This window comes from Cellulophaga sp. L1A9, assembly GCF_009797025.1.
Lineage (GTDB): Bacteria > Bacteroidota > Bacteroidia > Flavobacteriales > Flavobacteriaceae > Cellulophaga.
The window spans coordinates 41,381-55,409 of sequence record NZ_CP047027.1 but is presented as its reverse complement, the minus strand read 5'-3'; the positions used below and the strand labels follow the sequence as shown (position 1 = coordinate 55,409).

The 14,029-nt window shown below is 34.6% G+C and carries 14 protein-coding genes; 7 read left to right on the top strand and 7 right to left on the bottom strand.

What is annotated here, in order from left to right; translation table 11 throughout:
- Window positions 1-79 precede the first annotated feature (79 nt).
- Window positions 80-640: an adenylosuccinate lyase gene (locus GQR94_RS00260; RefSeq protein ID WP_158973449.1), complete on the bottom strand. Its 561-nt coding sequence runs from the start codon at window positions 638-640 to the stop codon at window positions 80-82.
- Window positions 640-1,341, bottom strand: a complete 702-nt coding sequence (locus GQR94_RS00255) for an NAD-dependent deacylase (protein WP_158979418.1) — start codon at window positions 1,339-1,341, stop codon at window positions 640-642. The genes GQR94_RS00260 and GQR94_RS00255 overlap by 1 nt, the downstream gene beginning before the upstream one ends.
- 59 nt (window positions 1,342-1,400) lie before the next feature.
- Here GQR94_RS00255 and GQR94_RS00250 point away from each other — a divergent pair, with 59 nt between their 5' ends.
- From GQR94_RS00250 to GQR94_RS00240, 3 genes are all read left to right on the top strand, one after another.
- Window positions 1,401-2,051 (top strand): RNA methyltransferase, encoded by a 651-nt coding sequence (locus GQR94_RS00250; RefSeq protein ID WP_158973448.1) that lies wholly within the window; start codon window positions 1,401-1,403, stop codon window positions 2,049-2,051.
- Window positions 2,052-2,288: 237 nt separating this feature from the next.
- Complete coding sequence (locus GQR94_RS00245; protein ID WP_158973447.1) at window positions 2,289-4,172, top strand: hypothetical protein; 1,884 nt, start codon at window positions 2,289-2,291, stop codon at window positions 4,170-4,172.
- 23 nt (window positions 4,173-4,195) lie between these two features.
- Complete coding sequence (locus tag GQR94_RS00240) at window positions 4,196-4,774, top strand: hypothetical protein (RefSeq protein ID WP_158973446.1); 579 nt, start codon at window positions 4,196-4,198, stop codon at window positions 4,772-4,774.
- Between the two features lie 140 nt (window positions 4,775-4,914).
- Here the strand turns inward: GQR94_RS00240 and GQR94_RS00235 are convergent, their stop codons facing one another.
- The 5 genes from GQR94_RS00235 to GQR94_RS00215 all read right to left on the bottom strand — a co-directional run bounded on the left by GQR94_RS00235 (window position 4,915) and on the right by GQR94_RS00215 (window position 11,253).
- Entirely contained in the window at window positions 4,915-5,766 is an 852-nt protein-coding gene (locus tag GQR94_RS00235; protein WP_158973445.1) for a metallophosphoesterase, read from the bottom strand.
- 83 nt (window positions 5,767-5,849) lie between these two features.
- On the bottom strand, window positions 5,850-7,541 hold the full coding sequence (locus GQR94_RS00230) for an alpha-amylase family glycosyl hydrolase (protein ID WP_158973444.1): 1,692 nt from the start codon (window positions 7,539-7,541) through the stop codon (window positions 5,850-5,852).
- A gap of 79 nt (window positions 7,542-7,620) precedes the next feature.
- Window positions 7,621-8,397, bottom strand: coding sequence for a carboxypeptidase-like regulatory domain-containing protein (locus GQR94_RS00225; RefSeq protein ID WP_158973443.1), 777 nt, complete (start codon window positions 8,395-8,397; stop codon window positions 7,621-7,623).
- A gap of 167 nt (window positions 8,398-8,564) precedes the next feature.
- The gene (locus GQR94_RS00220; protein WP_158973442.1) at window positions 8,565-10,460 is read right to left on the bottom strand and encodes a DEAD/DEAH box helicase; all 1,896 of its coding nucleotides are present in this window, start codon (window positions 10,458-10,460) and stop codon (window positions 8,565-8,567) included.
- Between the two features lie 211 nt (window positions 10,461-10,671).
- Window positions 10,672-11,253: a non-canonical purine NTP diphosphatase gene (locus GQR94_RS00215; RefSeq protein ID WP_158973441.1), complete on the bottom strand. Its 582-nt coding sequence runs from the start codon at window positions 11,251-11,253 to the stop codon at window positions 10,672-10,674.
- Window positions 11,254-11,310: 57 nt separating this feature from the next.
- Between GQR94_RS00215 and GQR94_RS00210 the strand changes: the two genes are divergently transcribed.
- The 4 genes from GQR94_RS00210 (at window position 11,311) to GQR94_RS00195 (ending at window position 13,938) form a co-directional block, all read left to right on the top strand.
- A complete protein-coding gene (locus tag GQR94_RS00210; RefSeq protein ID WP_158973440.1) occupies window positions 11,311-11,763 on the top strand; it encodes an isoprenylcysteine carboxylmethyltransferase family protein in 453 nt (150 codons plus the stop codon).
- Between the two features lie 79 nt (window positions 11,764-11,842).
- On the top strand, window positions 11,843-12,448 hold the full coding sequence (locus tag GQR94_RS00205) for a SatD family protein (RefSeq protein ID WP_158973439.1): 606 nt from the start codon (window positions 11,843-11,845) through the stop codon (window positions 12,446-12,448).
- Window position 12,449: 1 nt separating this feature from the next.
- Complete coding sequence (locus GQR94_RS00200) at window positions 12,450-13,148, top strand: DUF3307 domain-containing protein (RefSeq protein ID WP_158973438.1); 699 nt, start codon at window positions 12,450-12,452, stop codon at window positions 13,146-13,148.
- A gap of 4 nt (window positions 13,149-13,152) precedes the next feature.
- Window positions 13,153-13,938 carry an alpha/beta fold hydrolase gene (locus tag GQR94_RS00195; protein WP_158973437.1) on the top strand — a complete coding sequence of 262 codons (786 nt, stop codon included), beginning with the start codon at window positions 13,153-13,155 and terminating at the stop codon, window positions 13,936-13,938.
- Window positions 13,939-14,029 lie beyond the last annotated feature (91 nt).

Below are 14,029 nucleotides of genomic sequence, written 5' to 3'. Positions count from 1 at the left end.
TGGTTTTATAGAAGCGGTAAATATAGCGATTCCTTAAACAGCTAAAAAACTAACAAGTAAATAATTGCCGAGGTAAAACCTATTTTATCTTCGCTAAGGTTAACCTTGCTCTGGCTTTATATGCAGCACTGCCTTCAGGATAATTTTTTTCTAGAATGACTTTTAATTCTGGGAGAATCCATTTAAATTTTTCACCCAGTAAGAGTAGGCTCGTCATCGCATATGCTTGTGCAGCAACTTTTTGATCTGAAATGAGCCAATCAAAACAAACGGATGTTATTTTTTCTAAATGTTTTTTTGTTAAAGCTTTCTGAGTATTGTTCGGTGTTTTTGAGAAATAGCTTTTCGTTAAATACTCGCATATTTTAGCCATAGGGCGTACTGAAGAATCTAAATGAACTGTTGCTAAGTTAGCGGTGAAAAGATTGAGGTAAGGAAATAGGTAAGGTAAGTTTTCTTTAGCGCTAAACTCCAAAACCCAAGATGCTTTACATGAAATGGGGTCGTCTGTGGTAAATGCAATCTCTAATAAGGGAGCGATTAAATATGGATTTGTAGACACAAGTGTTGCCATTTCTGCTCTTTTTTCTCTAGAGTGATTTACGGAGTTTAGCGTTTTATACAGGGCATCTGTCGTCATTAATTGGTTTTAATTAATTGCGCTACTAACTCTGGAATTCCTTCAACAGCAGTTTTTTCTATAATGCTTAAATTGTTAAAGTCATTTTTAGTGATATTAGGTCTGGGGTCTATAAAATAAATAGGCGTATCATTTTTTATAAAGTTGACAAGGCTTGCAGCCGGATATACTTGCATGGATGTTCCAATAATGATTAGAATATCTGCTTCTTGCGTAATTTCAATAGCTTTATCCAGTAAAGGCACCGCCTCGCCAAACCATACAATATGGGGCCTTAATTGATGTCCGTTTATACATTTATCACCTAATTTCATGTCTTTTTTCCAATCTAAAATCACGGGAGTTCCTATTCTAGATATTTTTGTGCTTCTAGCTTTTAACAGCTCTCCGTGTAAGTGAATAACCGATGTGCTACCTGCTCTTTCGTGTAAGTCATCTATATTCTGGGTAATGATGGTAGTGTCAAAATATTTTTCGAGGGTGGTTAATGCGGAATGGGCATCATTGGGGTGTACATTTAGAAGTTGTTTTCTTCGTTGGTTGTAAAAATCTAATACAAGTTTAGGATTCTTTTCAAACCCTTTTGGGGATGCAACTTCCATAACATCATATCCTTCCCATAAGCCATCTGCATCTCTAAAAGTCTGTATGCCACTTTCTGCACTTATACCTGCTCCTGTTAAAACAACAATTTTTTTCATATGGTGCGCTAATTTATTTATAAAAATATACATTTTTATATTTTTATTATCTTCGATTTATGATTGATTTAAAACTTTTAAATTATTTAGAAGAATTTATCTCTGAAGAACGCAAACAACGTTTTCTTCAGATATTGGAGGAACGTACATATGAAATTACGGTTGCAGTAGAAGATGTGTTTCAAATGCACAATACGAGTGCTGTTGTTCGTAGTTGTGATATCTTTGGCATTCAAGACGCACATCTTATAGAACGCAAGTATGGCGATCAATTGGATAGTCAAATAGCAATGGGGTCTCAAAAATGGGTAGACATACATAGGTATGAGAATACAAAAAGTTGCATTGATACATTAAAACAAAATGGATATAAAATTATAGCAACGACACCACATGATGATTCTTGTTTGCTGGATGATTTTGAAATAGAAGGTAAGACGGCTCTTTTTTTTGGTACTGAGCGAGACGGGTTAAGTGAAGAGGTATTAAAAAATGCAGATGGGTTTTTAAAAATACCGATGGTTGGTTTTACAGAAAGTTTAAATATTTCTGTATCCGCAGCAATTATATTACAAAGTCTAACCACAAAATTGAAGAAAGAGCGCAATGATTGGCAGCTTACCGATGATGAGAAAATTATCAAACAAATTGATTGGACGAAGAAGTCTATTAAAAGTATAGAAGGGGTGTTATCACGATATGTAAGTTAGATATACGGGTATGAAGCCCATAGTCACAAAACGTACGCTAAGTAATAATTTTCATAAGGCATCACTGGTCCATTTCAAAAAAACTGCTCCTCTTTAGTTTAAGTTGCAAATCAATATAACATATTAAAACTAGCTTTACTGAATCATATCTCAAGGGCTGGTGCTTTCTTAATTTTATAATCAACAGTTAACATTATGAAAAGCTAATCATTAGGTTAATATTTCATGTATCATAAAATGATTACAAAAGTTAACATTACGTTTGTAAGAATTTATAAACAGCTATTAAAACCAGTTAAAATGAGAAATCGATGTCCTATTTTAACTTTTGTAATTATCAGCACCTTATTAATCTTCTCTTGTCAGAAAGATTTGGATTACGAACAGGAAGATATTTCTTCAAGAGAACAGGTCGAAATATACAAAACTACTATATTGGGAAAGAAGCTTAACAACCCTTTTACGGTTGCGAACATGCAAGTCGCCTACGATAATCTAATCGAGAACAATACGGTTAAAAAAAATGCTCAAGCTAAGTCAGCCAAGACCAGTGACGAGATAAAGGCATCTCATTACTATTACCGATTTCTACCCAAAGATTCCGTAGAATATCTAAGACTTATCGATGATGAAATTCTCGACATAGTGAACGAGCCTTTGGATTATGAGGTAGACCAATCCGGCGTAGGCTATTTTGACCCGTCTTTGGACCCATCGCTACCCTATAGCTATCAGTATTCTATATTTCCAGTTGATTACAAATTTCCTGCTGACATAAAGCATGAAAAACTTGAGGAAATGTACTTTCCCCTTGATGAAGAGGATATACTCGACGCCGAAAAAGAAAAGTTCGTTTATCTTCCCTTGGACAAAACTTCCGCTAAGGTAAGAAAATATGGATTGAATTTTTTGAGTATGCTAGAGACGGAAGCTGTCAAGATTACCAACAACCTTGATTCTGACGAGCTTGAAAAGTATGTTTATACAGACAAGGAGGGTAAAACTGTCAGCTATAAAGATATAATGGATGAGAATCTTAATTTACAAGATTTTAATATTGACTACTCGAACTATCAGGATGAAAGCCTAAGCGCTAGAAGATGGAGTCCTAACGGTAGGGTAACCGTTTTGGAGGATGCACTATCAACTTCTAATAGGGTAATAGGTGTTGCGGATGCCGAGATCAAAATCAGGAAATGGGGTCTTATCGTAATAAAAAAGACCAGAACGAACTCCTTGGGAAATTTTATAAGTAGTTCGACTAGAACGAAGAAGGTAAAGTATGCTGTTTATTTTAATAGTCCTACCAGGTTCAGAATAAATCAAGGCACCGTATTGGTAGAAGCAAGGCATAGGGGTACAAGCACTTATAAATATGGGGCATGGAACCAATATTTTGGTTCGGGAAGAGCTCATTTTTATTCTTTGATTCAAAATGCCGCATGGGAATACCATACAAAATGGATTCCACAGTACAGCCTTAGAAGACCGAGGTTCTGTGAAATCAAGGCCGTTTACGATAACGATGTAAGCTCTCAACATAGACCTGCATTGTTAAGCGGTATAGTTTCAGATATTAGGATAACTAGAATCAGAAATGGTTCTTACAGAGGAAGTGATGGGGTATTTGCAACCACTACCCATGAACTTACACATGCCGGCCATCGTGAAATGGATCCAGGAATGTTTTCAATAGTGGCGAATAGTTGTAGAAGGGGCATACTCTTGGAAAGCTGGGCGGAAGGCGTAGAGACCATAATTACGAACAGAAGATACGACCGATATGATTCTAGTTATTTTAATGAAACCACAACATCATTTACTGGCTGGAACTCAGGTACACAACTACAAACACCTGCTGGAATGACTGAATATACACCAATAGTAATCGATTTAATTGATATCACGAACCAAAGAAATATTTTACCACTTCCAGTGCCAAACTTAAGACCAACAGACAATGTTTCTGGCTATACCCTATCGCAAATACAATCAGCTCTTAACGGATCTAGGTATCAGACAACTTGGAGAGATAAACTTAACAATGTTCGACCCAATGGGGTAACTACCGCCGAGCTGAATCAATTATTTTCTTATACGCTTACAGCATCATGTGATTAATTTTTTTAACTTATAACAATACAATGAAAAACTTGATATTTTTGATTCTAATATTGTTGTCGTCCTCTGGTTGTGAAAACTGTTCCGATGATGGGGAGGTAAACAATCTCTTGACCGACACGGAAAGGGAACTTATACCTTTTACCAGTACAACAATTGTAAATTTTATAAATGTAAATTCAGAAACCTTACCCGGCCAATACGATGCAAAAACCAATGAAATACGAGACCTGGATATCAGTAACGATGAGGAATGTTTTGCCACAAATATTGAAAACGAATTAACCATTCTAGAGATTGCGGAGCAAAATTTAACAATACAGATTTCGGTAGGTACAGATAGAAATGATAATCTAGGGTTCGCAATTGATTTGATTCAAGATCCAACGCAAAGATTCGTTTTATTGGAATGTGACGGAATCGTTGAAAACTTAGAAAATTTAAGAAAGGAAATCACCTCTCACGGCTTTCAGTTTACCAACGTGTATGTCTTCACCCCCTGTACCGAAAACTCGGTCGTTCAAAGGATACTATATTCATCGGAAAACGGTATTGAACTTATTGAATTTGCTGACGACACCTTTTTAAGATTAGATTTGTAAGCAATTATTTATACTTGACTTTAAAGTGGTCGCCGCTAAGTCGGAAGGCCACTTTCTATTTTTAGAGAAAAAAGCTTTAATCTACCAAAAATCAGTCCGAGATAAGTTTGATTGTCCGACAGTACGATAAATCAGGAACTCTACCGGGAGGTATTGGGGTGTGAAGCCCCCATATAAAATATTGAGGCCTCTGCTCTAGCAAAAAAACGAATCGGAAGTACTGTGGTACCGATACCTTTAGAAACATACATTTTTGTAGTCGTTTTTTTATACCAACCTCTAAGGTAATTTCCACTTCCTCCAGGGGTGTAAAATGGAATGCCAAAAAAAGTAATTTGTCCTCCATGGGTATGCCCCGAGAGTACGAGTTTAATGTTTATGTTTTCTTCAATATTCAAGGTGTCAATAACATCCGTGTAAGCAGGACAATGGTTTAAAACTATTGTTTCGATTTTTTTATCGATATTATGAATTGCTTTTAAAAAATCGGGTTTGCCGCGTAAAAAATCATCAATTCCTACGATGTTTATAGCTCTATTTGCTTTCTTGAAAACATAGTGCTCATTGATAAGAACAATACCGTTGTACTTTTTAAAAGTTGCTTTTAAAGTGTCCAGATCTACCCGTGCATCATATTCTTTATTGCCAAGAATAGCTATTTTTAAGAGGTTAGGATCAATAAGATCTAAGAGTTGTTCTAAAATATGGTAAGTATTTCTTCTGGATATGGTGTCTCCTGTAAATACAATAATATCTGGTTTTTCTGTATTGATTTTCTCAGCGATTGTCTTATGAAAATATTTAATCTCTTTTAAGTGCAAATCAGACAACTGAATAATCTTTATTTTAGCTTTTGTAGCATCGCTGAGATCATGTGTATTCCAATCAATGATGTATTTTTCTATCCAAAAACTATCGAGATAGATGAACCCAACAACCCCTAAAAGCCCTAAAATAAGATTCTTAATAAACACGCGTCTTTTAATATGCATTGTACACTAAAATGAAACAGGGAGTAAAGGAAGCGTATTTATGAAAATGGTATTGATTATTTAGTAAAATTTTAGCATACTATTTATTCTACCAACTCTAGGAGGGCTATATCAAACTCGTTGTCTAATTCAATTTTACCTTTATTGACCACAAGAAGGGTGTTAGAATAGGCTTCTCGTAATTTAGTTGCGTCACCAAAGAATCCTTTTACGCTAAGTGTTTTCTTTCCTTTGGGGAGGTTTAAGCCAATGACTACTTTGTCTTTGTATTCATTATTTGCGTAGGTTCTCTCAAAAACATAAGGGGTTTTGGAAAGCATTTTATGTGTACCTGCCCCAATTGCAGGATGTTTTGCTCTAAAAGAACCTAGTTTTTGCCAGTGGGTCAGTATTTTTTTTGTTTCAGGTAAGCTGTCTATTTCATTCCAATTCATAAACGAGCGTAATGTAGCATCACCTTGTGCACCTTCTACGGTTAGGCTTCGTGAAGATTCATCCCCGTAATACACTTGTGAAGCCCCAGGAGTAAGTAATAATACATTCGCGGCATGGTAAGGATCTAGGCGTTCTTTGTCAAAAGGCTGCCCATCATCATGTGATGTTAAATAATTTACTACGCTTTTGCCGTATAGTTTTGATTGTAATAAGGTGTTGTACTTTTTAAAAATGGTCTCGTAGTCTTTTTTAGCATCACTCTTAAGTTCAAAATTGATTAAGCTTTTGAATCCGTAATTGTAATAATCTACTTTTTTATCTCCAAAATCATATTCGCGACCACTGGAAATACCATAATTATAAACTTCACCTACCATATAAAATGGATTACTATCTAAAACGGCACTTGGGTGTTTCCTTTTCCAAGTATCAAAAGCAATAGAAGCTTGTTTGTAAAGTTCATTCCAAGCACTTTCGTCAGCGTGTTTAACAGTATCTACCCTAAAACCATCAATTCCAAAATCATTTACATAATCTGTCAACCATTTTGTAATGTAGGCTTTTGAGCTTCTGGAGCAACCAGAGCGTTTAAAGAATAAATCTAATTCATCCAATTCAGAACTTAACCTACCTTCTGCTTTCCATTTGGCCAATAAATGATCGGGTAGTGCTACTTCTTCATCACTTTCTGTTTTAATATCTGGTAAGTTTTTTACTAATGTACAGGCTGTGGTTGTTTCGTAATTCTCAAAAGTACAGGTAGGTGCTGTGCGTACCCATTCTTCTGGCCAAACAGGATCAATAGCTGTTACTGGACCGGTATGGTTTAAAACAACATCCATTAAAACGCGTATTCCGTTTTCATGTGCAGTTTTTACCATTGCTTCTAAGTCCTCTCGCGTACCAAAATTAGGATCTAGTGCAGTCCAATCTTTAGTCCAATAACCATGATAACCATAACTATTGCCAGTGCCTTCGTCTGTTGCACCATGAATTTGCTCTACAACAGGAGTAAACCAAATGGCATTGATGCCTAGTTTTGTAAAATAGCCTTCTTCTATTTTTGCCGTGATTCCTTTTAGGTCTCCTCCCATAAAACCTCTTAGAACACCTGTTTCTTCGGTTCTTTCAAAGTTTACATCATTGGTAGGATCTCCGTTGTTAAAACGATCGGTAAGTAAAAAGTAAATATTAGCTCCTTCCCAAACGAAAGGATTTTTTTTAGGAGTAACTATGCTATTTTTAGGTGTGTTTGATTGTTCAGGTTTAGGGGTGCTTTTTTCTTCCTTACAAGAGATGAAAAGAACAAATCCTAATAGCAATAGCAGGACTTTTTTCATTATTATTTATTTTCGTTAAAGCTATAAAATGATAATGAAAATAGAAAATTTATTTAGAATGCTTAGGTATTAAAAATCACTATTTTTTACGGTTTAAGACTTTGTAATCTTCATAACACCCGCTAATAGCATCTAGAATTTGCAAATCGTTTGCGGTTGCAATAAAAGATTTAGAATAATTGCAGTTGTTTAAGATGTCTTCAATATCTACTTTTTCAATATGCAATAGTTCCATTAGCGTTTCTCGGTCAAATTTAGAAGCCAATAAATCTTTAATGGCATCATCTTCTTTAACTTTTCTAAGCTTTTTCATTTGGTTCGGCTTTTTGCCGAATAAATTCCGCAATAAATCTGCGGGGTTTAGAATAGCCCCTAGAACTTTGGTTACGGCACTCGGATTTTTTTTACCAGCTTCATAACTCGTATTTAATCCTGAAATGCTATATTGATAAGAATCGTTTAAAGGTAAGTTTTTAACATCGATTTCTAAGTAACCAGTTAAATCATATGAGGTAACGATTACTTCTTCAAGGGCATATGCAAGTTCTGTTAAGGTGATTTTTGTATTCTTGAACTTTAACATGTCATTGGTGACACGAACTTTTTGAGATTTAAAACCCAAATAGCTAAAGTATAAGGTATCATTAGCCATGGCTAGGATGTTGAACTCTCCTTTTTCATTGGTAATGGTTCCTACGACTTGATTTAAGTTTACAACATGTACGCTTTCCATTAAAGAGCCGTCCTGTGCGTTTACCACAATAGCTTTTAAGAATTCGTTCTTTTCCTGAGTCTCTTGAGAAAATCCAATAGTAACAAAGGCAAATAAAAATATATAAATAAGGTTGTTCTTCATCTGAAAATAAATATTTAAATGCGTCAGATGTAATTCACTTTAAAAAATGCAATAGTGCAGTATTTATGGTGATTCTTACGTTTGACAAAGAAAGGCCTAAAATACTAAACAAAACAAAAAAATACGCCGAAGCGTATTTTTTAATATGAAATTAACTAAATTTTAGACTAGAAAAAGCCGCTTCTGCGTTTGCTTTTGCTGCCGCTACTAGATTCTCTACTTCCACTACGTGAACCAGATTTAGATCCTGAACCAGAATCAGATCTTCTTCTAGATGATCCTCCTTCAGAACTACCTCCATAACCACCATCTCTTGATGATGAAGATCTGCGTTTTTTGAAGTCTCCTCCGCCGCCACCGCCACCGCGATTACGATCTCTTCCACCGCCACCGCCACTGCGGTTACGATCTCTTCCTCCACGACCTCCGCCACCACCTGGGTTGCTAGAAATCTCAACATTTACAAATCTACCATCAACCTTAAAGTCTTTAAAAGTCTCTAAAATTTTAGGAGTTATTGCAGCATCAGTGTTAAAGAAAGAGAAACTTTCTTTAACATCTACTTTAAAAATATCATCTTGACCTACTTCTAAAGTATCTCTTAAGAAGTCTTTAAGTGACATCCAATCGTATTCATCTTTTTCTCCAACATTGATAAAGTAACGAACAGAACCACTAGTAGGTATTTCACCACTACCAGTATTGCTGCCTCTTTCTTCTCTATCTCCTCGGTCAGAGTTTCCAGAATTTAAATCTCTAGTTTTGTTGTAGTAATTAAAGAAACGTGTAAATTCTACTGAAATTACTTTCTTAATAAGCTCTTCTCTGTCGATATCTTTAAAGACATCATTTATTGCAGGTAAATAAGATTCAACTTCTTCGTTGATCTCAGTATCTTTTATTTTGTTTGCTAAGTGATATAATTGAATCTCACAAATTTCCATTCCGCTAGGAATATTTTTTGTGATGAATTTTTGACCAATTTTATTCTCTATAGCTTTAATTTTTCTAAGTTCACTTCTGGTAATAATAACCATTGAGATACCAGATTTACCAGCTCTACCAGTTCTACCACTACGGTGAGTGTAGGTTTCTATTTCATCTGGTAATTGATAATTAATTACGTGTGTAATATCATCAACATCAATACCACGTGCAGCAACATCAGTTGCAACTAACATTTGTATTTGTTTTTTACGGAAAGAACTCATAACCAAATCTCTTTGGTTTTGACTTAAATCGCCATGTAAAGCACCAGCGTTGTATCCGTCTTCAATAAGGCTTTCTGCTACTTTTTGAGTGTCTCGTTTTGTTCTACAGAAGATAACTGAGAAAATATCAGGATTTGTATCTGCTAATCTTTTTAATGCAGGGTATCTATCACGACCACTAACTACATAATATTCGTGTTGTACTGTTGATGCCCCAGAGTTTTTTGTTCCCACAGTAATTTCTTGTGGACTACGCATAAACTTTTTAGCAATTGTAGCTACTTCTCTTGGCATTGTTGCAGAGAATAACCATGTGCTTTTTTCTTTTGGAGTGTCAGAAAGAATTTCTTTGATATCTTCAAAGAATCCCATGTTAAGCATTTCATCAGCTTCATCTAAAATACAGTAATCAATTTTAGAGATGTCAACTAATCCACGGCTCATCATATCTTTCATACGACCAGGAGTCGCAACGATAATTTGTGCACCACGCTTAATTTGTCTTGCTTGATCAGTGATGCTAGCACCACCATAGATAGCAACAACATTAATGTTCTTTTCGTATTTAGAATACGATTGCATTTCATTTGTAATCTGCAAACAAAGTTCACGAGTTGGTGATAATATTAAACCTTGAGTGGTTCTACTATCTGCATCTATTTTTTGAATTAATGGAAAACCAAATGCTGCTGTTTTTCCTGTACCCGTTTGAGCAAGTGCAACTAAGTCTGTATCTTCACCTAGTAATATTGGAATTGCTTTTTCTTGTACATCAGAAGGGGTTTCAAAACCCATGTCTGTAATAGCGTCTAAGATAGACTTTTTAAGGCCTAACGCTTCAAATTTTGTCATAATATGTTATTGTTAATCGCAAATATGTCTGTTGCATAGAGCGATTATTTTTTATAACCTATTTAGACTCAGCGCAACACATGCTATACCAGCGGCGTTATTTAAAGCTGCAAAGGTACTGCTAATTAATTAGATAATAAATTAAATTTAAAATTACATTATTTAATTTGTAACAAACTGATTTATAAATATTTGTGTTTATGAAATTCTTCTATTTCTCCATTTTGTTTAAATAATCAATAAGTTTTTTCATTGCTTTTCCGCGATGACTAATCTTATTTTTGATTTCTACGGGCAATTCAGCAAAAGTGCTTTCGTAACCTTCTGGTTTAAATATAGGGTCATAGCCAAAGCCTTTAGTTCCGCTTTTAGTGGGGGTAATTTCCCCAGAAGCTATTCCGTTAAACAACAGTTGTTGTCCGTTTAAATTTAATGCAATAACAGTTTCAAATCTAGCTTTTCTATTTTCTTTGTTTTTTAAAGCCACTAAAAGTTTTTCCATATTAGCTTCAGAGTCTTTTTGTGCTCCAGCATATCTTGCAGATAAAACTCCTGGAGCACCGTTTAAACTAGCTACAAGTAAACCTGTATCGTCAGCGAAACAAGGGAGTTTGTAGTTTTTGGTCACAAAGTCCGCTTTAATTTTAGCATTTCCTTCTAGTGTATCTGCTGTTTCAGGGATTTCATCATAACAGCCTATAGTTTCTAACGAAAGAATTTTTATATGTTCAGGTACTAATAATTGAACTTCGTATACCTTATTTTTGTTGTGCGTTGCAAAAACAATTTCCATTTTAGTGTAATGTCATTTAATTCAAAAATAGTATTTTAATCGTTTATATTTTATCAGATGTATTTAAAATTACCGCCAGCGATAGTTTGGCTTTTAGCAGCGTTGATAATGTTTGGTGTTGCTCGTTTTTTACCATTCGGTCATTTTGACTTTACAGGGCGTATTTATTTTATATATGTTTTAATAGGTTTGGGTGGTATTATTGGACTGGTAGCTATTGTTCAATTGGTTAAAAAGCATACGACTATTAACCCAATAAAGCCTCAAAATGTAACGCAATTGGTCACGGGAGGATTGTATAATTACAGCCGTAACCCTATGTATTTGGGGTTGTTGTTCGCGCTTTTGGCTTGGGGTTTATATTTAGAAAATGCCTTTAATTTTTTAATAGCGGCTGGTTTTGTTTCTTATATGAATGCTTTTCAAATAATTCCTGAGGAGGAAGCGCTCTTTAATAAGTTTGGTTCTAAGTATAGTGCATATTTGAAAAATGTCAGGAGATGGTTTTAATATTAGCTTTTAAGCTTATATTTTTTATTATTACTTATTTTGCTTATATTTTAGTATATTAGCATTTTAACTTATATATATGATTGCGGTACTAACAGGTGATATTGTAAATTCTGAACATTATAAAGCTTCGGAATGGATGGGGGTTTTAAAAAAACAACTATCGGAAATAGGAGACGCGCCACAAGATTGGGATGTTTTTCGAGGCGATGAATTTCAATTAAAGGTTTCCATTGTTGATGCACTTAAAACCGCAATACTCATTAAGGCTAAAATTAAAACGATAAAAGGTTTAGATGTTCGTATGGGTATTGGTTTGGGGGAAGAAACCTTTGTTGGATCCAAAATAAGTGAGTCTAATGGCAGTGCATATCAGTATTCAGGTCGGATTTTTGAAACCTTAAAAGAGCAAAAACTAAAATTAGCCTTAGCTACTGCCGATGAGAAATTAGAGAAAATATTAAATTTAATACTTAAATTGGCATTAGATTTTATGGATGATTGGAGTGTTGTTTCTGCGGAAATTATTACACTTTCATTAGAAAACCCAGATTTACAACAACAGGAAATTGCAGATCAATTGGGCATAAAACAGTCGGCAGTCAGCCAGAGGCAAAAAAGAGCAAGGTTAGACCTAGTTTTAGAAATATTAGCTTTTTATAAAGATATAGTTAAACAAGAATAATATGATGTTATTTACCAAGCTCTTTTTAGCACATTTGCTAGGAGATTTTATTTTTCAACCTACTAAATGGGTAAAAGATAAAGAAGAAAAGAAAATAAAATCTAAATACATCTACTATCATTCGTTAATTCATTTTGCTTTAACCTTATTGTTGTTATGGGATTTAAGCTATTGGAAAATAGCCCTTGTTATTGCTGTTTCGCATTACGGTATAGACCTGTTAAAACTTTATGTCACACCAAGTTTTAAAAATAAAAGCATTCCTTTTTTTATAGACCAAGTACTGCACATAGCAGTATTGTATGGGTGTGTTTATTATGGAGATTTGTTTCAGCATACTGCTGCGTTAATTGATCAAATAGACCTTAATTTGGTTACAGCTTTTGTCTTTGTTAGTTTTCCTGCAGCAATAGTGATCAGTAAACTGTTGGAAGGAATGTCTAGACATATTGAAGATGATCACGAGTCTCTGCCCAATGCAGGAATGTATATAGGGATAATAGAACGCTTTTTTGTGCTCACTTTTTTAATTGCAGGCCATTGGGAGGTAATTGGTTTTCTAATCGCAGCAAAATCGGTTTTTAGATTTAATGATTTAAAAGAGAGTAATAGTAGAGAGTTAACAGAATACATTCTAATTGGGACCTTGTTGAGTTTCGGAATGGCAATTCTAACAGGTATCGTGTATAACAGCTTCTAAAAGTATGAGATATATTCTTGTTTTATTTTTTTTGCAAATTTCATTTATTGTAAATGCTCAAACACAATTCTTTTCTTCTTTTGATGGGGCGAAAATTGCGTATTCAGATGAAGGAAATGGGAGCGTGGTTGTTTTAGTGCATGGATTTATAAATTCAGGCAGTTCTTGGGAAGCTACTATTTTGAAAAAGGAACTTATAGAAAAAGGATATAGGGTTATTGTTCCAGATTTAAGAGGTAATGGGTTGTCTGAGACATCAAATGAGGCAGCGTTTTATCAAGAGGATGCCGAAGTAAAAGATTTACAAGCATTGATCTCTTATTTGAAAATTAAAAAATTTGGTGTTGTAGGGTATTCTAGAGGGAGTATTGTTACTGCCAAATGGCTGACTGCTGATAAGCGAATAAAAAAAGCAGTATTAGGCGGTATGGGCTTAGATTTTACGAATCCTGAATGGGACAGACGTATTTTGTTTGCAAATGCATTTGCAGAAGGAGCAGTGTTAACAGAAGAAACAAAAGGAGCAGTGGCTTATGCAACATCTATTCATGCTAATTTAAAAGCATTGCATTATTTACAGCTTTATCAACCTGTAACACCGGTAATGGAGCTTAAAAAAATAAAGGCAAAAGTGTTAATCATAGCAGGAGATAAAGATTTGGAAAATGGGAATCCTAGAGAATTGCATGCGGTAATTCCCAAGAGCAAATTTGTGATCATCAAAGGAGTTCATAATGAAGCGCATAAAACAGCATCTTTTTCAAAAGAAATACTTTCATTTCTCAGGTAAAATATTTTAGAGCGAAGAATAAATTGCGATTTTGATAATTATATAGGGTTCATAAAAACAATTCTACATCAAAATGTTACAATTACTAATT

Excerpts from the sequence above, each read along its gene's own strand:
- GQR94_RS00260 (WP_158973449.1), bottom strand. The coding sequence starts at position 640 with ATGACGACAGATGCCCTGTATAAAACGCTAAACTCCGTAAATCACTCT.
- GQR94_RS00255 (WP_158979418.1), bottom strand. The coding sequence starts at position 1,341 with ATGAAAAAAATTGTTGTTTTAACAGGAGCAGGTATAAGTGCAGAAAGT.
- GQR94_RS00250 (WP_158973448.1), top strand. The coding sequence starts at position 1,401 with ATGATTGATTTAAAACTTTTAAATTATTTAGAAGAATTTATCTCTGAA.
- GQR94_RS00245 (WP_158973447.1), top strand. The coding sequence starts at position 2,289 with ATGATTACAAAAGTTAACATTACGTTTGTAAGAATTTATAAACAGCTA.
- GQR94_RS00240 (WP_158973446.1), top strand. The coding sequence starts at position 4,196 with ATGAAAAACTTGATATTTTTGATTCTAATATTGTTGTCGTCCTCTGGT.
- GQR94_RS00235 (WP_158973445.1), bottom strand. The coding sequence starts at position 5,766 with ATGCATATTAAAAGACGCGTGTTTATTAAGAATCTTATTTTAGGGCTT.
- GQR94_RS00230 (WP_158973444.1), bottom strand. The coding sequence starts at position 7,541 with ATGAAAAAAGTCCTGCTATTGCTATTAGGATTTGTTCTTTTCATCTCT.
- GQR94_RS00225 (WP_158973443.1), bottom strand. The coding sequence starts at position 8,397 with ATGAAGAACAACCTTATTTATATATTTTTATTTGCCTTTGTTACTATT.
- GQR94_RS00220 (WP_158973442.1), bottom strand. The coding sequence starts at position 10,460 with ATGACAAAATTTGAAGCGTTAGGCCTTAAAAAGTCTATCTTAGACGCT.
- GQR94_RS00215 (WP_158973441.1), bottom strand. The coding sequence starts at position 11,253 with ATGGAAATTGTTTTTGCAACGCACAACAAAAATAAGGTATACGAAGTT.
- GQR94_RS00210 (WP_158973440.1), top strand. The coding sequence starts at position 11,311 with ATGTATTTAAAATTACCGCCAGCGATAGTTTGGCTTTTAGCAGCGTTG.
- GQR94_RS00205 (WP_158973439.1), top strand. The coding sequence starts at position 11,843 with ATGATTGCGGTACTAACAGGTGATATTGTAAATTCTGAACATTATAAA.
- GQR94_RS00200 (WP_158973438.1), top strand. The coding sequence starts at position 12,450 with ATGATGTTATTTACCAAGCTCTTTTTAGCACATTTGCTAGGAGATTTT.
- GQR94_RS00195 (WP_158973437.1), top strand. The coding sequence starts at position 13,153 with ATGAGATATATTCTTGTTTTATTTTTTTTGCAAATTTCATTTATTGTA.